The sequence below is a fragment of the Pseudorhizobium tarimense genome (genome assembly GCF_022968135.1).
Taxonomy (GTDB): domain Bacteria; phylum Pseudomonadota; class Alphaproteobacteria; order Rhizobiales; family Rhizobiaceae; genus Neorhizobium; species Neorhizobium tarimense.
In genome coordinates, this window is the sequence record NZ_JALJRA010000006.1 from 210,031 (window position 1) to 226,963 (window position 16,933).

The following is a 16,933-nucleotide window of genomic DNA, read 5'->3' on the forward strand; positions in this document are numbered from 1 at the left end:
GGAAACCCTGAGGGCATTTCCCGGCGCTCTCGGGCCTCGTATGGCAAGCGGAGCCTTCAGTGAGATGGTCGCGGCCCACATTGCGACGGAATACGACAGCGCCCCACGATATCGGCGCATCATCTCCGCCGGCGCTCTCTCCCGAATGGAAGAGACGTGGACATGGATCAACAGCTACCTTGCCGAAGCAGATCGCAAGCTGATCTACGACTACGGCTTCATCAAGAGCCGGAAAGGCATGTTTCTGGAGCAGTATCTATCAAGAAATGAGATCGTCCGCAGAACTTTCGAAAGGAAGATTAATAGGTGCTGTCAAACCATTGCATCAGCACTGAACCGTAAGCATTTGGTTCGGTTGGATATTCCTCTGGACGGACTGTCGCAAATCGACGTAAAAGACGAACCAACAACGGTAACGTCCGAAAAGCGCGTCCAGAGGCCAAGCCACTGGAGAGCCGAGGGCGCCAAGCCGCAGATCGACCCTGATCTTCCTTCGGAAAGAACACTCGACCACCGGGCAATCCGGGCGCGGCATTCTGACAAGAACCGGAGCCTCGGCGTCCGGTCATGAGGCCAAGGCCGTGTAGAGCGGTCCCGGAGCGCGAATGCCGGACTAATCGGCCCCCTGCGGGTTGTGTTGCAGAATCGCTAAGCCAGCGGTAGCCTTTGCCCATTGGGTGGGGGTAAACAAAATGCCGTTTGCGATAGGGCTTAGGTTCTACAGGATACATGTCCACAAAAACAATGATAGGACGCCTATCAAGTTCGCAGCGGGCGAGGAAGGTGACCCTTACAAGTTCCTGAGCGACTTTGTCTCTGCACGGACTTCACCCACGGAAGAAGTGCAGAGGTCCTGGTTCTTTACTCCAAAACCATCTGCCTTGCGTACGATCCATGGTGTTGTGAACTACGGAACCCATGGGTTCGAGAGCAAGCTCATCGACGTCAAAACGAAGAAACACAACTACCAGCGCAAAGCGACCGATCTAGAAGAAATCCCGCTATATTTCCAGTTCTGGCTCCCGGAAGGGGAGCGGTATGGCTTCGCTGCATTCCAGTCTTTTCAGGGCAGGTCCTGCATCAACTTTATAACAAAAGCCGCAGATGAGGCCTATGCCAAAGCCTTCAAGGGCCACCGTCTAGCGTTCCATAAGCTACTTGCTGGCGACCTTAGAGATGGGGGTCTGGGAAGCGCGCCGGTGAAAGAACTTAGGTTGCTAAAACGGGACGTTCCGAAAGATAAGGCCGATAAGTACCTCAACGGCACCTCGCTTGACGAGGTGGAATATGAGGTGACCTTGCGCGCAAAACGCCGACGTTCGCTTGGCATCTTCAACGATTTCAAGAGGATGGCGGGAAAGGGTCAAAAGCCTGCTGTCTTCACAATGGACGGCGTTGACTTCGATGAAGTTAAAGCAAACGTCGAGTTCGCAGGAAGGCGGCGTATGGTAGGAATTTTTGGAAGCGGGACTGACGCGGGCGTGATCGAAGTATCAGATAAAGTCGCGAGAGGCAGTGACGGCCACCCGGTGTTCCAGTCCATAGCTGATGAGGTCGACGAGTTGATGGAAACTTTCTTTGATGCCGTGAACGGCTGATGAAGGCGAACGTTCTCCACATCGTAGCCGCTCATTTCCGCACACTGCAGGATGACCGGACTGGCAGAACATCCGTCCAGGATGTTGCGGTGTTCTACGTTGTGCCTGCAGCGATAGCCACGCTCGCATGTTATGCGCAGATAGATATCGGTAAAGACGTTTACAGCCTTGCTGTTTCGGTTTTTGCAATCTTTGCAGCGCTTCTCTTGAGCGTGCAAATTGCGCTTTTCGGGATATTCCAGAGAGGATGGGCCCCTCCTCCCGATCCGAAATTAGAGAAGCGCCAGGCGGAAGCACTGGAGTCGCGCCGTGAGCTATTGAAGGAGTTGAATACAAACATCTCGTACCTGACCGTCGTATGCTGCGTGTTCATCGTTCTTCTTGTTTTGTTTTACGTCCTCGCGTTTCCGGGGCTGCTAGAGCTTGGCCTCTTCTGCTTCGTATTTTCCCACTTTGCGCTCACGCTCTTCATGGTCATAAAGAGAGCGCACGCGCTGTTTCAACGTGAATATGACGTAACGTAGGTGAGACGACTTCTCAGCCGCAGAAGTTACCCCTTCCCGACCACCGCAGCCCCGCCCCGGAAACGGAGAGCGGGGCTTTGCATTGATCAGCGACGGGTAAGGATCGACTTGACCTGCTGAATGACCATTTCGATGATGCCTAGTTGGGATTCAACGGCCTGAACCTTCCCTTCGAGCTGCTTAAGCAGCGCTCCTGAGTTCATGTATTCCGTCACTCCAAGTATCGCGCTGCAGCCAGAGCAGCAGATCGCCATCATCTTATACCGCCCGCCCGTGGGAGAGATTTCTGTAATCTTCGTCCCGATGTGGTTGCAATGCCCGCACTTCGCCATTCGTATCCCCCCAAGGTAAACCCATGCCAGTCCTGAAAATCGCCCGGCACGAGAGGTTCGCCCAGGAACGGCTGGAAGGCAAGACAAAGGGCGCCCATTGCTGGACGCCCTCAGGTCACAGGATCAAGTTTAGTATCGCGACGACCGCCCAGAGGCAGGAAGCGACGTTCACATGAACCGTAACGGTCCAAGAGGTGCGTTTCCTCATCGGAATGCCCTTTCTGGACCACGCCGGCGCAGCCCATAGGGTTGCGAGTGAGCGCACCGTCGAAAGGCTTGTACCCGGCTTTCACGGCAGCATCGGTCCACGTTCGGCGTTTGCAACCGCTTGGCGTGGCCCCGTTCGACTCCAGAATGAGCTTCGCTTGGCTGTGACGGATAAGCGTCAGTGAGCTGCTACCACCCGTTCTGGACGGGCCCTGCGATATGAGCCTAGGTTTCTTGGAGTGTCGAATTCCAATTCCATCGGGGTCGCAGGTGCCGCAAGAGTACATAGCTCTGATTTTTAATCAAACCGGAAATCAAACATGCGCGGTGGACCACGGAAAGGCGCGGGGCGCCCCAAGGGAGCCCGTACAGTGCGAACGAGCAAGGTCGCCGAACGGGAGCACCAGAACGGCTTAACGCCGCTCGAGGTCATGCTGAAGGCAATGCGAGCCCATGCCGATAAAGACGATTGGGACGCTGCAGCCTCAATCGCCAAGGACGCGGCACCCTACATGCACGCGAAGCTGGCGAGCGTTCAGCACACTGGACGCAACGGCGGGCCGATCCAGACCGTCGACCTGACGAACGTAACGGATGACCAGCTGAATGCACTCGAAGCCATCTTTGGCCCGCTTGCCACCGCCAGCGGTAATGATGAGGGCGATACGGGAGGAGAGGGCGAGGCGGCAGGCTGAGCGACAGCGCCGTGACGTTGAGCAGAATGCGGAGCGGATCCGTGCGCGGTGCAAGACCCTCGCCGGCTTCGTTGCAGAGGCATGGCCGATCCTGGAGCCGAAGGCAAAGCTGGTATGGGGCTGGCCGCTCCAGGCGATGGCGGATCACCTCGAGGCAGTCAGCCGCGGCGAGATCACGCGGCTCCTGACCAATTGCCCGCCGGGACTGATGAAGTCCCTGCTGCACTCGGTCTTCTGGCCGGCGTGGGAATGGGGACCAGCTGACCTGACCCACATGCGCTACCTAACGTCGTCCTACTCCCAGGACAACGTGATGCGTGACAACACGAAGATGCGTCGCCTGGTGGAGAGCGAGTGGTACCGCTCCCTGTGGCCGGAGGTGCAGCTTCGGTCCGATCAGAACGCAAAGGGGAAGTTCGAGAACACCAGGTCCGGCGGGCGTGAGGGAAGACCATTCGCCTCCATGACCGGGGGCCGTGGCGACCGAGTAATCATCGACGATCCGCACTCGACCGAGACCGCGGAGAGCGATGTGGAGCGGGCTAACACCGTCCGCATCTTCCGGGAGTCCATCTCCGACCGCGTGAATGACCTGGAGCGGTCGGCAATCGTCGTCATCATGCAGCGCCTGCACGAGAACGATGTCGCTGGGACAATTCTGAAGCTGGGACTGCCGTATGTGCATCTCTGCCTGCCCATGGAATACGACCCGAAGCCGTACAGGTCGAGCGGGCGGATCATCGACCCGACAGAGCCGACGCGGATTGGCTTCGTGGATCCACGCACGGCCGATGGGGAGCTGCTGCTACCGGAGCGCTTCGCCCGTGAGGCAGTCGAGGCACTGAAGGTGGTCAAGGGCTCCTATGGCTATGCTGGCCAATACCAGCAGCGGCCGACGGCACGCGAGGGCGGGCTCTTCAAGCGGCAGTGGTTCGAGGGCAAGATAATCCGGCAGGCGCCGCCTGGCACGCGCTGGGTGCGCCACTGGGACCTTGCCGCTACGAAGAAGACGACGGCAGCCAGAACAGCGGGGGTCAAGCTGGGGAAGGCACCTGACGGCTCCTATGTCGTCGGCCATGTCGTCACCACACAAGATGAGGGCAACGCAGTTCGTCGCCTCATCAAGACGACGGCCGAAATGGACGGCACGGACGTGATGATCAGCCTACCGCAAGATCCGGGGCAGGCGGGCAAGGTACAGGCAAAGGATTACGTCTCGATGCTCGCCGGCTGGACGGTGAAAGCCGATCCGGAAACCGGAGACAAGGTGACGAGAGCGGAGCCATTCTCCTCTCAGTGTGAGGCCGGCAACGTCTTCCTTGTCCAGGGCGCATGGAACGAGGCTTATCTCGACGAGCTCTGCCTGTTCCCGGGCGGCGCGTTCAAGGACCAAGTCGACGCCACATCGGGCGCGTTCGGCAGGCTTGTGGGCAATCGAGAGTCGAAGACAACCACAACCACCGTGAGAGGGCTCTACTGACGGCCATCGGTCGTTGGGATCGCCTCGAATGATGTAGCCGCGCCAGTCTCTGGGTTGAGGCCGCAGGCAAACTTGAGAGGGATCCAATCGTCGCCAGCGCGGACCTCGCCGGTTCCGGTCAGCAGCTCGTCGCTTTCTAGAACAAGAGTAGCCGGATCGTCGGTCCCGAGGAAAACACGATCTGCTTCTTTGAAGGACCGCTTCAACTCAGTTAATGCCAGTGGGCGGCAGATGAGCTCAGCGACTTTCTTGGCGTCTGGCCATCCGTTTGCGAGTGTACGCTCTTCTTCCGCTTTGAGCTCGTTGATGCCCTTGCTGATCACCTTCTGCTGAGCAGCGGACAAGATGCTCGCTGCGCTAGCATTGCTAATGGCCAGAACTGAGCAGGCTGAGACTGCTGCGCCGTAGAACAACGTATGTGACCGCATTGTCGTCTCTCCCTAACGTTGAGGGCGAGCCTAGGTGTCGGGCTTTACCGGCTAGTTAACGGCTCAGCGCGCTTCAGGCCCCCCGCCTCATTTTCAGCAGTGGGAACGGAAGGCCGTTGTCGTCCGTGTCTCGGCGCCCGGCAGTGGAGAAGCCGAGGCGTTCGTAGAAGCCGATGGCGTTCATGTTCGTCTCGTACACCTCGAGTGCGAGCTCCTTCTTGAGCGCGATTGCGTGATCCACCAATGCTCGACCAACTCCTTTGCCTTGGACAGAAGGCGAGACGAAGAGGCCGCCAATCCAGGTGTCTAGGAGGCCAATGAAGCCGACTACCGTCCCGTCCATCTCGGCAACCCACGTTTCGGCCTTCTCCAGATAAACGTCACCCACGAGGACACGTTGCTCTTGGAGCTGCTCCGAGCTGAAGAACGGATGCGCAATGGTTGAGGTCGCCAGCCATATGTCAAGTACTGCGGCCTTGTCGGTCGGCGAGTATGGGCGAATGGCAAGATCGGCAGTCATGGGCATCCTCTGTTTGGAACGGTGACGGTCATACTCAGCGGATACGGCATTTCAACCCTCCGCTGGTTCAATCATCTTAAGAGGCTCGAACGGTGACTGACGCTGTTGATACGAAGCATCCGCTGTACATCGAGCGGGCGGATGAATGGTCGCTGATGCGTGACGCCACAGCCGGCGAGAAGGAAGTGAAGGGGGCGGGAACGCAGTACCTGCCGCAGCCTTCGGGCTTCAAAGCTCAGGATGACGGCGGCCAGGCACTATACGATGCCTACCAGAAGCGGGCGCAGTTCCCTGAGATCGTCCATCCAACGATCCACGGCATGGTCGGGGTCATCCATCGGACAGAGGCGCAGATCGAGATGCCGGCGGCAATGCAGCCGCTCTGGGAGAAGGCGACGAAGGACGGCCTGCCGCTCGAAGCGCTTCACCGGCGGATTACGGCAGAGCTACTCACCACCGGCCGATATGCGTTGCTAGCTGATGCGGCCACGGAAGGCTCCGACCTACCTTGGCTTGCAGGGTACACGGCTGAGGCGCTCATCAACTGGTCCGATGATCGGGCGATGTTCGTCCTCGACGAGAGCGGCTTGAAGCGGGAAGGCTTTCGTTGGGAGCAGGAGCAGCGCTTCCGCGTGCTGGAGATGCGTGAAGGCAACTACACCGTTCAGACGTTCACGGGGACGGAGCGAGCTGCGGGCAATGAAGTGATGCCGGCGGGCCGGGGCAACACAAAGCTGAACGACATACCGTTCGTTGTCATGGGCGCGCGCGATCTGTCGCTGGCGCCGGAACTGCCGCCGCTGCTCGGCGTCGCACGATCGGCCATTGCGCTGTACCAGCTCTCCGCTGATTACCGTTGGCAGCTGTTCATGACTGGGCAGGAGACGTTGGTGGTCATTAATGGCGATCCACCGTCGGCCGTTGGGGCAGGGGCGGTCATCGCGATCAAGCAAGGCGACAACGCTGGTACCCCTGACGTGAAGTATGTCGGTCCGGCTGGTACCGGCATTGCTGCCCACCGCACGGCAATCCTCGACGAGCGGCAGAATGCGGCTCAGTCCGGCGCCAGGCTGTTCAACAGCAGCGAGAACAAGACCGCAGAGAGCGGTGACGCGCTGCGCATCCGGTTCGCTGCTGAGACGGCCACGTTGACGTCAATCGCGCTATCCAGCGCTCAGGGTCTGGAGAAGGCGCTGCGGCACATCGCGGTCATGATCGGGCAAAGTCCCGATGCGGTGACAGTGAAGCCGAACCTGTCCTTCGTCGATGCAACGCTGACGCCAGAGGAAGCAGCATCGCTCGTTTCGCTCTGGCAGAATGGCGCGATCTCCTACGAGACGCTCTATGAGAACCTGCAGCGTGGGGAGATCGCCAGCGCCGAGCGGGATCACGAGGCGGAGTTGAAGCTAATTGATGAGGAGCGATTTGGCAGCGAGGAGGAACGCAACGCCGCGGCCGGCCTGCCTCAGACGTAGCTGTCGAAGAAGGCCGTTACGGCGTCCGCCCATTGCTGGAGAAGGGCAGGATCGTTCCAGACCATCCACACACCGATCGCCAAGGCGACTAGAAGCGCTACTCCGATCAGCTTTCGGACGACAAAGAACACGAAACCGATCACTACCACCGCGATCACGCCTGTGATGATGAGAGAGTAGAGGTCGTCCGGCATCTTTGCCTCCTGAATCATCCGATCTGTTCGCACACCCTTCCGCCGCCTCAGGACGGCTTTTTGATGTCCGGCAGGAACGATCAGGAGGACCGAAACGGTTAGCGATGGCTACGGGGCGACGCGGAATACTCTTCGTCGCTGACTGGCTCAAGCCATTCGGCACTGATGCCGTCCAGCGCCTCGTGAATGGCGATGTGGGTCATTCCGGTGTCTGGCCGAGCCCCGTGCCAGTGCTTCTCACCCGGAGCAATCCAGATGGAGTCGCCAGGGTTAATCGGCTGGATCGGCTCGCCCTCCTTCTGGATGAGTCCGGAGCCAGCGATCACGTGCAGGGTCTGCCCGAGGGGATGAGTGTGCCAGTTGGTGCGGGCGCCCGGATCAAAGCGAACAATGACGGAACGAACTCGTGCCGGCGCTTCTGCTTCGATGATCGGATCCTGCCACACCGAACCGGTGAAATACTCGGATGGAGCACGTCGTGACGGCGCTGAGCCGCTGCGTCGAATGTCCATTCTCATCTCCTCTTTGCGGGGCGCTGGCCCCTCGTTTCCCAGTCGCTAGTCGGCGGCATTCTATGCGCCCACTCAGGGCGCGCAACTCAGGAGAAGGCCAGTGGCCCTAAAGGCAATCATCGACAGCCTCGACAGTGTCGAGGAGCAGTACCGCTCGCTCTATGAGGAGAAGGACGGCAAGTTCATTCTCGCCATCGAGGGCATCGAAGCCCATCCCGGCGCCGCGGCGCTCAAGTCGGCCCTCGATCGCGTCCGCGGCGAGAAGCGCACCATCAGCGAAAAGCTGACCGCCGCCGAAAGCCGGCTGGAAGGCCTGCCGGAAGACTTCGACGCAGATGCATACGAATCTCTTCGCACCCAGGCAGAAGGCAAAGAGCCGCCGAAGATCGAGGAGCGCCTGACAGCGCAGAAGACGCAGCTCGAGGCGAAGTTTGCCAAGGAACGCGAAAAGCTGGAAGAGCGGGCCAACAAGCTCGACGGCACTCTCCGGCGCGTCATGGTCGACGACGGACTGACGAAGGCTCTGCTTGATGCGGGGATCGACAAGACATTCCTGCCGGCCGCCAAGGCGCTCCTGAAGGAGAAGGGCCAGATCAAGCTGGTCGAGGACGACGATGCCATTCATGTCTTCGCGGACGATGGCGTCAACGATCGCACACCACTCAGCGACTATGTCCGCAACTGGGCCGGCCAGGACGAGGGCAAACCCTTCGTTGCCAAGGCAACCGGTGGCGATGCCAAGGGCGGCGACGGCCGGCAGTTCAGCGACAACCCGTGGGACAGCAGCAACGGCAAGAAGCCGAACCTGACCAAGCAGCAGCAACTCATCCAGGAGAACCCGTCCAAGGCTCGCCAGATGGCGCAGGCCGCAGGCGTCACTCCCAACTGGTAACACCGGGCGTCAGTGGCGCCACCCATAGACGAGGTCATGCCCAGTGGGGTGACCGAGACAATCCACCCCACATCCTCCAAACGACAGGAGCCTCGACATGGCAACCACTCGTCTGAGCGACGTCATCTATGGCCCGCTCTTCCTTCCCACGACGATACAGCGCATTGCGCAGCTCTCGCGCATCCGCAATTCGCCGATCGTCTCCACCGACGCTGAACTGCAGCGTTTCGCCAATGGTCCCGGCGATCTCGTCCAGATGCCATTCTGGAACGACCTGACCGGCAACTCCAACGTCTCGACGGATGACCCGGCGCAGACAGCCACGCCTAACAAGCTGACTCAGGGCCAGGACATGGCTCGCAAGATCCGCCGCAACAACGGCTGGCAGTCGGCGAACCTCGTCGCTTCCATGCTGGCGGAAGATCCGCTCGATGCCGTAGCTCAGCTCATTGCTGAGTACTGGGTTCGTGAAGAACAGCGGATCATGGGCGAGCAGATGCGCGGCGTCTTCGCGTCGGCCGGCATGGCGGGCAACGTTCTCGATGTCGCTTCGGAAGACGGCGCAGTGTCGCCCGTCAACCTGGACGCCGAGATTGCTGCCAATGCCTATGCACTGCTCGGCGAATACGGCACCACGCTGTCAGCCGTCCTCATGCACTCGCGGGTGTTCTACAACCTGCGCGCTGCCCGGGCGATCGAGAAGTTCAAGGATCCGGCGACGGGCCTCGACTTCGACATGTGGGACGACAAGATCGTCTATGTCTCCGACCAGTGCCCACGCGAGGCAGGTACGACGTCCGGCTTCAAGTACACCTCCTACCTCTTCGGCAATGGCGCCATCGGCTATGCCGAGGCCACCGGTGAGGGCGGACCGAAGAAGCCGGTCGAGATCGACAGCGTTGCGGCTGCCGGTAACGGTGAAGGCGTGGAGACCGTCTGGTATCGCCGCCATTGGGTCATGCACCCCCGCGGCGTCTCCTTCTCCGGCACACCCGCTTCGGCATCCGGCGTGACCGATGCGGAGCTCGCTAACGGCGCGAACTGGACGCGGGTCTATGATCCGAAGCTGGTTCGAATGGTCGCCGTCGTCACGAACGGCTGAGGGCAGGGGCTTCGGCCCCTCTCCATTCACCCCCTCAATCTGGAGAAATGACAATGACCGATCATCAGAATGATCCGCAGCTTGCGGAAGCGATCGCGCGCCGTGACGAAAGCCGGTCGCAGATCCTGCGCTCCCGCGCCAACCGAATGGGCGGCAGTGCCGTTGACCGTCTCGCCAATGCCTTCGACAAGATGGCTGAGCAGGCGGAGAAGGCGGCTCGGCAGTCCTCTACCGCCCTTTCCAGCATCGAGCCGATCAAGCCCGATCCGGAAGGCACCAGCCGTCCGCTTGCGGACAGCGAAGGCAACTTCGCAGCAAATGCCGAAGTCTCTGCTGTTGGGGGCATCGGCATCAAGGCCAGCAACACGGATGTGTCGACCGGACAGGCGGCACAGACGGCAGAGCAGGCAGGCGAGGCAGTGACGCCCGGTGCGCAGAAGATCGTTGGCGATCAGTCCGCAGATGGCATCGGCAACGCCGGCGAAACCAACGCGAGCGTCAAGATCGAGATCCCGGCCAACTGGAAGGACCTCACCTGGCAGGAGCGTCGGTCGCTTGCTTCCAAGCTCAGCGACGATCCGATCAGCAACGGCGAAGAAGCCAATGCTGCGATCGAGGCCGAGCTCAAGCTTCGCGGCTGAAACACCGGCTGGGGCTGAACCGGCCCCGGCCGGCCTCATTGGAGTGTGAGCAAAGCTGAACATGCTGCTCGACAAGCGCATCGCCGCTGCAACGGAAAGGGTAGCGCCCGCAAGCCGCTACGTTCCCTTCGTGAAGTTGGCAAACCGAGACCCGCATTTACCTACGCGGTAGCCGTAACGAGCGCCCTGACCGCAAACGCAGAGAAGCCCGCGTAAAGTGGAATGGGCGGGCTTCTCCGGAGGTCGAGGCCCTGCCGCTGCTCGGCTTAGGACGAACACTGTACGATAAAGCACGGTCGCAGATACCTATCTTAAAGAGGTAGAGCGGTTCTGCAGCCACACCCTAACCTCCGGGAGCAGCGAGAAGCGCAGAGTTATCGGGGTAGATGCTCACGCAACAGGGTCACGAGCTCGGTTTTCAGTGCATTGGTGGCGTCTCCGAGCGCAGCCAGATCGGCTTCTACCCTTTGTTGATCAGTCTGCGTTCGGGCGGACAGTGGGGGGGTCCCTTCTCGAACTACGTTATCCATCCGCTTGTGCAGGGTCTTCAGGTCTTGATGATGGACGTCCATGGCATCCAACTTTTCAATCAGTCCGTCGGCGTATACTCTTATGAGCATTTTTAGCTCGTTCATTTCCTTGCCCGGATGCTTACGTAGCGTGAGCCATTCGTTTGCGTCCCTCAACTGGGTGTTCAGCAAGAGCTGATTTTGCAACTCGTAGCCATCGTAGACCGATTGGCTTAGCTCGTAGGCCTTCTCAAGGCGCTCTAGGATAAGTCTTTTCACCGCGCCTGCGGATTGTCTTCGATGTAGTATCCAGGCTGTTCCCCCAGAAATGAGAGCGCCTAATAGCACGCTAAGCAACGGTAGTAAGTTGAGTGTAGACATTCTCGCCTCTAGTTGCGCTACCTTCTAGTGGCGTTGGTCTAGTCGGGAATGAATAACAGGACCTGAAGATCCGGGAGCAGGTGGTAACGCGCGGGACGGCATCAGCATCATACTGTGGGGCGCGATCATCTTTGTTGTCGCGGTCGCGTTCTGACCGGCTCGCCCAGGGTTGCGCCACTCCGATTGGAGCAATGGCTTCGTCTCTCGGCCAATCGGCGGCGCCTGCCGGTCTATGTCCGTTCATCTTGGTTCTCCTTCCCGAGACCAAACGAACACCAAGACCAAATGGGGTCCCGCACCACTCAACATCTGGAGGCATCGCATGAGCAACGTTGTCGATCTCGGCAGGCGCGAACCGCTTGTATGGTGCTGCGCTGCCTGCGGGTGCTCCACATTCAAGCTATATGAGGGTGGGATCACGGAATGTGCCGGGTGCGAGTTGAAAGGCTCAGACAACGGCGAGTGGATCAGAGAACTTCCCGAGCCTGCTGGGCCTGTGAAGGACAAGCTGACGGACAGCAAGGTCATCTCGTTCAGTGATGCCTCACCTGCGGCAGCGCTGCGCTCGATGCTGCAACGGGTGGATGCGGACAACCTAGTCTGCATAATCGCGATGGAGACGAACGGCCGCGTCCGCACGTGGGGAGGCATAGACACGCAAGATCGCATTGATTGGCTTGATCGTCGGCTACGTGAAGCGCGTGATCTGCTAACCATGCTCGCGCCGACGACGAAGGAGTGATCATGGCAGACTACTACGGCACTCTTCCGACTGCGCTGGCCTATCACGAAGCACGAGGCAATGCGGCATGGACCGCGGCGAGTGTCGACGATCGCAAGCGCACTGCTGCTCTGGTGCGCGCTTCGCAGGCTCTCGATGCTCTCTACGGTGCGCGCTACCCCGGCGTGGTCGCTTCTGCAGATCAGGTTCTCCTCTGGCCGCGTGCTGATGTAGTCTGGCGCTGCGAGGATCTGCCTGCGGACGTAGTGCCAGCGCCAGTCGAGAAGGCGACCTACGAGCTTGCATTGAGGGAGCTGGTGAAGCCAGGATCGCTGGCGCCAGACGTGGCCGCCGGACCGCAGAAGGTGCTGACAGAGGTCAAGGGCATAAAATGGAGCGTCGTCGGTGACGTATCCGGCAAAGCCGTGCTGCCGATCGTCGAGGGCATCCTCGCCGAGATCCTGCCTGCCACCCCAACCGGCACCACCGTCTCAACACTGGCGAGGTTCTGAGCCTGCTCCAATGTATGGGAGTGCTCTCGGGAATCAAACCCGACCCTGCATTAGGGCCGCAGCGTAGTCAGTACGATAATCACAGGCCGGAACGAGATTATAGGCGCCGTTGAAAAATCGCTGCTGCCGGATCGACCAGTGCGCTTTTATGTCTTCGTCGCCATCACGTATCCGCAAGACCAAGTGAGCTTTTAGTCTACCCTTCGGTAGCGAAAAGAAGCCCAGCGCCGCAAGCGTCGGCTGCTGGACGTCCGTCGTCGGCGTGACCAGACACCATGGACGTCCAGCAGCCAAGGCCTCCGCTTCACCGATGATGCGGTCGGTCTGGCCTGAACCAATGAAGCTAAGCACTGACACTGCAATTCCTATACTGGACAAGGGGACCGCGATCATCTTGCTGCAGCGGAGAGCAGCGAAGACGGCGACAGCAACGCCCGCAAGTGCGATGCCAAGATCTAATAAATGTCCGCCCTGGAGCCCACCCAGCAGACGGGCAAGGAGAATGACCAAAAACACTCCTGCGATGCCGCCCCAAAACGCAAGGTTGATCAGGTCGATCCAAATACGCCAGTGACTGTACTGTCCGATGCCTAGAACCTCGTCAGTAGCAGGACCCTTTGCGACCACTATGAGAAATCGCACGGCTAAGGCCAGCACCACCACTGAAGTGAACATTAGTAGCATCAAGAGTCCAAATGTATGACTGACGTTTTCGTCGGACCAATGGACCGGTTGTGCGAAAAGGTTTGCGGCCAGTAGTGCACCGGCGGAAAGACAAGCCGTCCTCCACATTAGGGTGAATGGCAATAAGGGGCTGGCCAGACCGAGGGCGAAGTACGTCCAGTAGAGAGTTCCCAGAAGATCATCAGTCATAGCGCACTCTCGCACCGGCGTTGGCCTCTCTGCCTAAGCGCCTTCCGTTGATGGAAGAGTAACAGAACAGTTCAGTTTAGATGCTTTGGCCGAAAGGAACACAATCATGCCTGAGGATTGGAGCGCTATTGCCGCTGAAGTGGCCGACGCCATCAGCTCGGTCTCCGACGTCTCCCAGCCTGACGGCTACCCGGTCACGCTGCGCATACCCGGCGCAACAGATCCAGATCGGCCATGGGATCCGACCATCGGCCCGCCGATATACCGCACGCTGTATGCCGTGGAGGGCTTCCAGGAGATCCGCGACCAATCCGGCACGCTGATCGGCCAGACGCGCCATACGCTGACCGTGACGGCCGATCCTGAGGCTGTGCCGATGAAGAGCCATCAGGTGGCAATCAATTTAAAGGCGGAGGATGCCACAGAGGCAAGCCCGTGGGTGGAGATTGCAGAGGTTCGTCCTCTCTCTCCTGCCGGCGTGGCCGTCCTGTACGAAATCGATCTGGTGAACTGATCACAATTCTAAGGAAAGGAAACTCCGATGGCTGACAGCAAGCGCAAGCTGGTCAAGGTGGTAGTGACGCAGGCATTCCGCCGCTATAAGATTGGCGACACTCCGATGCTGACTGCTCATGAGGCAAAGGCGCTCGAGCAGCAGGGTATGGTCAAAGCGGCCACTCAGGCTGCTGAGAAGCAGATCGCCAAGGCGAGCGCACCCGCTGCATGACCTTCGAAGAGCTCCTCAACACCTATGAGCCTCGCCTTGCAGCGGCGTTTCGCGAAGGTGTTGAGGCCATCAAGTCTGCCATCGTTCTCCAGCGCGTGATTGAGCGCCTGGAGCGTGGCGACCTGAATGGGGCGATCGAGGCCATGATGCTAGAGCCGGAGGCATTCTCTGCGCTCGACCTCGCTCTGCAGGAAGCATTCAATGCCGGGGGCATCAATGCCGTTGGCGAGTTGCCGACGGTGCGGGATCCGGAAGGCGCGAAGGTCGTCTTCCGCTTTGGCGTCCGCAACCCGGAGGCTGAGGCCATCCTTCGCGAGCTGTCGTCTTCGATGGTGACGCACATCACGGAGGATCAGCGCCAGGGCGTTCGCTATGCGCTGGAGCAAGGCTTGCAGCGAGGCGCCAATCCTCGCCAGACGGCTCTTGATGTGGTCGGCAGGGTCAATCGGGTGAGCGGCAAGCGTGAGGGCGGTGTCATCGGTCTGACGCAGCGCCAGATCGAATACATCGAGCGGGCCCGGCAAAACCTCCTTTCTGGCGATCCGGAGTTGATGAAGAAGTATCTGGACCTGACGACACGGGATAAGCGCTTCGACCGCACCGTTCTCGCTGCCATCCGCGACGGCAAGGCGCTCGAGGCAGAAGATGTGCAGCGGATCGTCAGCCGCTTGAACGACAACAACCTTCGCCTTCGCGGCGAGATGGTGGCCCGCACCGAAACCATGATGGCGCTCGGCTCTGCCCGGGATAACGCTATTCGCCAACAGATCAACGCCGGCAAGATCGAAGCCCGCGATGTGGTGAAGATCTGGCGTTCTGCCGGTGATAACCGCGTGCGTCATACCCACAGGGCGCTCAACAACACGCAAGTCCCGATCGATGGCGTCTTCATCAGCCCATCGGGAGCGGCGCTACGGTACCCAGGAGACCCGAGGGCACCGATCAACGAGATTTCCGGGTGCAGGTGCCACGTCACCTATAAGATCGACTATATCGGCGCCGTGGAGCGCAGGTTCCGTGCCGAGGCTGCCTGATGGCGAAGCTGACATTCTCTGCGCAGGTGGCGGCATTCGCTGAGAAGGTGCCGGGCGCAATCGAAGCGGTGTTCAAGGAGAGCGTGCAGGAAGTCGTGGAGGAGATGCAGAAGCCAGTCGCGCAAGGTGGCAGCATGCGCGTCGACACCGGTTTCTTGAGAGCATCTCTGATGGCCTCGACTGCTGCAATGCCTCGCATTCACCCGGGAGCGCAGCCGCGTGAGGGAGGCTCATACTCTGCCGACTTCGGCCAGGTCGAAGCAGTCATAGCCGGGGCCGATGTGCACGACACGCTCTATTTCGGCTACACGGCCGCGTACGCTGGCTTTCGCGAGTTCGGCAGTAATGGTCAGCCTCCTGACGCCTTCGTGCGCTCAGCTGCCCAACAGTGGCAGGGAATAGTCGAAAGGCAGGCGGCAGAGCTCAAGCGTCGTCTTGGGCTTTAGCGTCATCTGATCGCTTCACCAGCGCGGCCTGCAGGGTGAACAGCACCTTCCGGGCGGTAGCCAGGACGTTGTTACCAAACTCGCTTGATCCGCTCTCTCGGGCCAACAGGTTCCACGCCTCGCCCAGCTTGGCATGAACCTGGTCGTCGGTGAGGGGCGGCTTTTCTGACATGGATAGGGGTTTACACGAATGGCCACTGGTGTGGAAGCGAACATCTTTGCTGCGCTATCCAGCAGGCTATCGGACCTCACGCTCAACCCAGCGCTGCCGATCGCTTGGCCTAATCTTCAGTTCCCGCCCGAGGGGCAGACGAAGCCGAGGGAATACCTTGAGGTCTTCTTCCTGCCAAACCGGACTGTGACGCGGACGCTGTCGCTCGGTCACCAGCAACATCGGGGCATCTTTCAAGTCACCGTCCACCATCGGGACGGGGCGGGCATGGTGAAGCCTTTGCAGATCGCTGACCAGATCATCGCGCACTTCCCGCTTGGCCTCATCCTCGACCAGAGCGGTGTCCGGGTGAAGATCTACCGCAAACCATACGCCATCCCGCAGCCGCCTCAGAATGGCTCGGTGACGGTCCCTGTCACCATCGAGTACGAAACCTACCAGCCATAAAGGAGCACACCGATGGCTATAACGACTGCTACTGGAGCGAAGTTCTTCATCGGCGGCACGACCTCCATCGACTACACCTCTGATGCCACGGCCATTGCCGCCTTTGAGGCTCTTACCTGGGTTCCGATTGGCGAGGTCGAGGACGGCGGCGAGATCGGTGACGAATCCGCCGATGTCACCTTCCAGTCTCTGAGTGACGGCCGCGTTCGTCACCTCAAGGGCGCTCGTGATGCTGGCACTATTTCCCTTGTTGTCGGTGATGACCCGCTCGACCCGGGCCAGATCGCGCTTCGTGCGGCCGAGCAGACGAAGTTCCTCTACAACTTCAAGGTGGAATACGAAGACGCTCCGAGCGCGGACTTCTCCAACAGCGTCGACTATTTCCGCGGGCTGGTGATGTCCGCTCGCAAGCAGATCGGCGCCGGAGACAATGTTCTTCGCCGCACGTTCGCAATCGGGATCAACACCGAGATCCTGACCGTCGAACCTGCCGACACCACGCCGTAAGGAG

25 protein-coding genes are annotated in these 16,933 nt (G+C 59.9%); 17 read left to right on the forward strand and 8 right to left on the reverse strand.

What is annotated here, in order from left to right:
* Positions 1-64 precede the first annotated feature (64 nt).
* The 3 genes from MUU54_RS09125 to MUU54_RS09135 all read left to right on the forward strand — a co-directional run bounded on the left by MUU54_RS09125 (position 65) and on the right by MUU54_RS09135 (position 2,122).
* Positions 65-571 (forward strand): hypothetical protein, encoded by a 507-nt coding sequence (locus tag MUU54_RS09125; protein ID WP_247243716.1) that lies wholly within the window; start codon positions 65-67, stop codon positions 569-571.
* 121 nt (positions 572-692) lie between these two features.
* A complete protein-coding gene (locus tag MUU54_RS09130) occupies positions 693-1,598 on the forward strand; it encodes a hypothetical protein (protein WP_247243717.1) in 906 nt (301 codons plus the stop codon).
* Positions 1,598-2,122, forward strand: a complete 525-nt coding sequence (locus tag MUU54_RS09135) for a hypothetical protein (RefSeq protein ID WP_247243718.1) — start codon at positions 1,598-1,600, stop codon at positions 2,120-2,122. The genes MUU54_RS09130 and MUU54_RS09135 overlap by 1 nt, the downstream gene beginning before the upstream one ends.
* A gap of 86 nt (positions 2,123-2,208) precedes the next feature.
* On the opposite strand, the gene MUU54_RS09140 is transcribed toward MUU54_RS09135, so the two are convergent.
* The gene (locus tag MUU54_RS09140) at positions 2,209-2,379 is read right to left on the reverse strand and encodes a hypothetical protein (RefSeq protein WP_247243719.1); all 171 of its coding nucleotides are present in this window, start codon (positions 2,377-2,379) and stop codon (positions 2,209-2,211) included.
* Between the two features lie 653 nt (positions 2,380-3,032).
* Here MUU54_RS09140 and MUU54_RS09145 point away from each other — a divergent pair.
* Both MUU54_RS09145 and terL read left to right on the forward strand, forming a co-directional pair.
* Positions 3,033-3,356, forward strand: coding sequence for a hypothetical protein (locus MUU54_RS09145; RefSeq protein ID WP_247243720.1), 324 nt, complete (start codon positions 3,033-3,035; stop codon positions 3,354-3,356).
* Positions 3,313-4,836 (forward strand): phage terminase large subunit, encoded by a 1,524-nt coding sequence (gene terL / locus MUU54_RS09150; RefSeq protein WP_247243721.1) that lies wholly within the window; start codon positions 3,313-3,315, stop codon positions 4,834-4,836. The genes MUU54_RS09145 and terL overlap by 44 nt, the downstream gene beginning before the upstream one ends.
* On the opposite strand, the gene MUU54_RS09155 is transcribed toward terL, so the two are convergent.
* Together MUU54_RS09155 and MUU54_RS09160 are read right to left on the reverse strand one after the other, a co-directional pair.
* Positions 4,830-5,249 (reverse strand): hypothetical protein, encoded by a 420-nt coding sequence (locus MUU54_RS09155; protein ID WP_247243722.1) that lies wholly within the window; start codon positions 5,247-5,249, stop codon positions 4,830-4,832. The genes terL and MUU54_RS09155 overlap by 7 nt on opposite strands.
* Before the next feature lie 88 nt (positions 5,250-5,337).
* Positions 5,338-5,784 carry a GNAT family N-acetyltransferase gene (locus tag MUU54_RS09160; RefSeq protein ID WP_312038816.1) on the reverse strand — a complete coding sequence of 149 codons (447 nt, stop codon included), beginning with the start codon at positions 5,782-5,784 and terminating at the stop codon, positions 5,338-5,340.
* A gap of 92 nt (positions 5,785-5,876) precedes the next feature.
* Here MUU54_RS09160 and MUU54_RS24775 point away from each other — a divergent pair, with 92 nt between their 5' ends.
* Complete coding sequence (locus MUU54_RS24775) at positions 5,877-7,259, forward strand: DUF4055 domain-containing protein (protein ID WP_247243724.1); 1,383 nt, start codon at positions 5,877-5,879, stop codon at positions 7,257-7,259.
* Here the strand turns inward: MUU54_RS24775 and MUU54_RS09170 are convergent.
* Positions 7,250-7,453, reverse strand: coding sequence for a hypothetical protein (locus tag MUU54_RS09170; RefSeq protein WP_247243725.1), 204 nt, complete (start codon positions 7,451-7,453; stop codon positions 7,250-7,252). The two genes, MUU54_RS24775 and MUU54_RS09170, sit on opposite strands and share 10 nt — an antisense overlap.
* A gap of 98 nt (positions 7,454-7,551) precedes the next feature.
* Positions 7,552-7,965 (reverse strand): (R)-mandelonitrile lyase, encoded by a 414-nt coding sequence (locus MUU54_RS09175; RefSeq protein ID WP_247243726.1) that lies wholly within the window; start codon positions 7,963-7,965, stop codon positions 7,552-7,554.
* Between the two features lie 100 nt (positions 7,966-8,065).
* On the opposite strand from MUU54_RS09175, the gene MUU54_RS09180 reads away from it, so the two are divergent.
* The 3 genes from MUU54_RS09180 (at position 8,066) to MUU54_RS09190 (ending at position 10,600) form a co-directional block, all read left to right on the forward strand.
* Entirely contained in the window at positions 8,066-8,857 is a 792-nt protein-coding gene (locus MUU54_RS09180; protein ID WP_247243727.1) for a hypothetical protein, read from the forward strand.
* A 97-nt stretch (positions 8,858-8,954) separates the two neighbouring features.
* Positions 8,955-9,959: a hypothetical protein gene (locus MUU54_RS09185; RefSeq protein WP_247243728.1), complete on the forward strand. Its 1,005-nt coding sequence runs from the start codon at positions 8,955-8,957 to the stop codon at positions 9,957-9,959.
* Positions 9,960-10,012: 53 nt separating this feature from the next.
* Positions 10,013-10,600, forward strand: coding sequence for a hypothetical protein (locus MUU54_RS09190; RefSeq protein ID WP_247243729.1), 588 nt, complete (start codon positions 10,013-10,015; stop codon positions 10,598-10,600).
* A 374-nt stretch (positions 10,601-10,974) separates the two neighbouring features.
* Here MUU54_RS09190 and MUU54_RS09195 read toward each other — a convergent pair whose 3' ends face one another.
* Positions 10,975-11,388 carry a hypothetical protein gene (locus tag MUU54_RS09195; RefSeq protein WP_247243730.1) on the reverse strand — a complete coding sequence of 138 codons (414 nt, stop codon included), beginning with the start codon at positions 11,386-11,388 and terminating at the stop codon, positions 10,975-10,977.
* Between the two features lie 424 nt (positions 11,389-11,812).
* On the opposite strand from MUU54_RS09195, the gene MUU54_RS09200 reads away from it, so the two are divergent.
* Positions 11,813-12,232, forward strand: a complete 420-nt coding sequence (locus MUU54_RS09200) for a hypothetical protein (protein WP_247243731.1) — start codon at positions 11,813-11,815, stop codon at positions 12,230-12,232.
* Positions 12,233-12,234: 2 nt separating this feature from the next.
* Entirely contained in the window at positions 12,235-12,723 is a 489-nt protein-coding gene (locus MUU54_RS09205) for a DnaT-like ssDNA-binding protein (RefSeq protein WP_247243732.1), read from the forward strand.
* A 33-nt stretch (positions 12,724-12,756) separates the two neighbouring features.
* Here MUU54_RS09205 and MUU54_RS09210 read toward each other — a convergent pair whose 3' ends face one another.
* Positions 12,757-13,596: a hypothetical protein gene (locus tag MUU54_RS09210; protein WP_247243733.1), complete on the reverse strand. Its 840-nt coding sequence runs from the start codon at positions 13,594-13,596 to the stop codon at positions 12,757-12,759.
* Between the two features lie 106 nt (positions 13,597-13,702).
* Here MUU54_RS09210 and MUU54_RS09215 point away from each other — a divergent pair, with 106 nt between their 5' ends.
* Genes MUU54_RS09215 through MUU54_RS09230 form a run of 4 tightly spaced genes read left to right on the forward strand, consistent with a single transcriptional unit; the run spans position 13,703 to position 15,803 of the window.
* Positions 13,703-14,110, forward strand: a complete 408-nt coding sequence (locus MUU54_RS09215) for a hypothetical protein (protein ID WP_247243734.1) — start codon at positions 13,703-13,705, stop codon at positions 14,108-14,110.
* A 27-nt stretch (positions 14,111-14,137) separates the two neighbouring features.
* The gene (locus MUU54_RS09220) at positions 14,138-14,323 is read left to right on the forward strand and encodes a hypothetical protein (RefSeq protein WP_247243735.1); all 186 of its coding nucleotides are present in this window, start codon (positions 14,138-14,140) and stop codon (positions 14,321-14,323) included.
* A complete protein-coding gene (locus MUU54_RS09225) occupies positions 14,320-15,357 on the forward strand; it encodes a phage minor head protein (protein WP_247243736.1) in 1,038 nt (345 codons plus the stop codon). The genes MUU54_RS09220 and MUU54_RS09225 overlap by 4 nt, the downstream gene beginning before the upstream one ends.
* A complete protein-coding gene (locus tag MUU54_RS09230; protein WP_247243737.1) occupies positions 15,357-15,803 on the forward strand; it encodes an HK97-gp10 family putative phage morphogenesis protein in 447 nt (148 codons plus the stop codon). The genes MUU54_RS09225 and MUU54_RS09230 overlap by 1 nt, the downstream gene beginning before the upstream one ends.
* Here MUU54_RS09230 and MUU54_RS09235 read toward each other — a convergent pair.
* Positions 15,781-15,975 (reverse strand): hypothetical protein, encoded by a 195-nt coding sequence (locus tag MUU54_RS09235; RefSeq protein ID WP_247243738.1) that lies wholly within the window; start codon positions 15,973-15,975, stop codon positions 15,781-15,783. The two genes, MUU54_RS09230 and MUU54_RS09235, sit on opposite strands and share 23 nt — an antisense overlap.
* Before the next feature lie 18 nt (positions 15,976-15,993).
* Here MUU54_RS09235 and MUU54_RS09240 point away from each other — a divergent pair, with 18 nt between their 5' ends.
* Entirely contained in the window at positions 15,994-16,422 is a 429-nt protein-coding gene (locus MUU54_RS09240; protein ID WP_247243739.1) for a DUF4128 domain-containing protein, read from the forward strand.
* A 12-nt stretch (positions 16,423-16,434) separates the two neighbouring features.
* Complete coding sequence (locus tag MUU54_RS09245) at positions 16,435-16,929, forward strand: phage tail tube protein (protein WP_247243740.1); 495 nt, start codon at positions 16,435-16,437, stop codon at positions 16,927-16,929.
* The last annotated feature ends 4 nt before the right edge of the window (positions 16,930-16,933 follow it).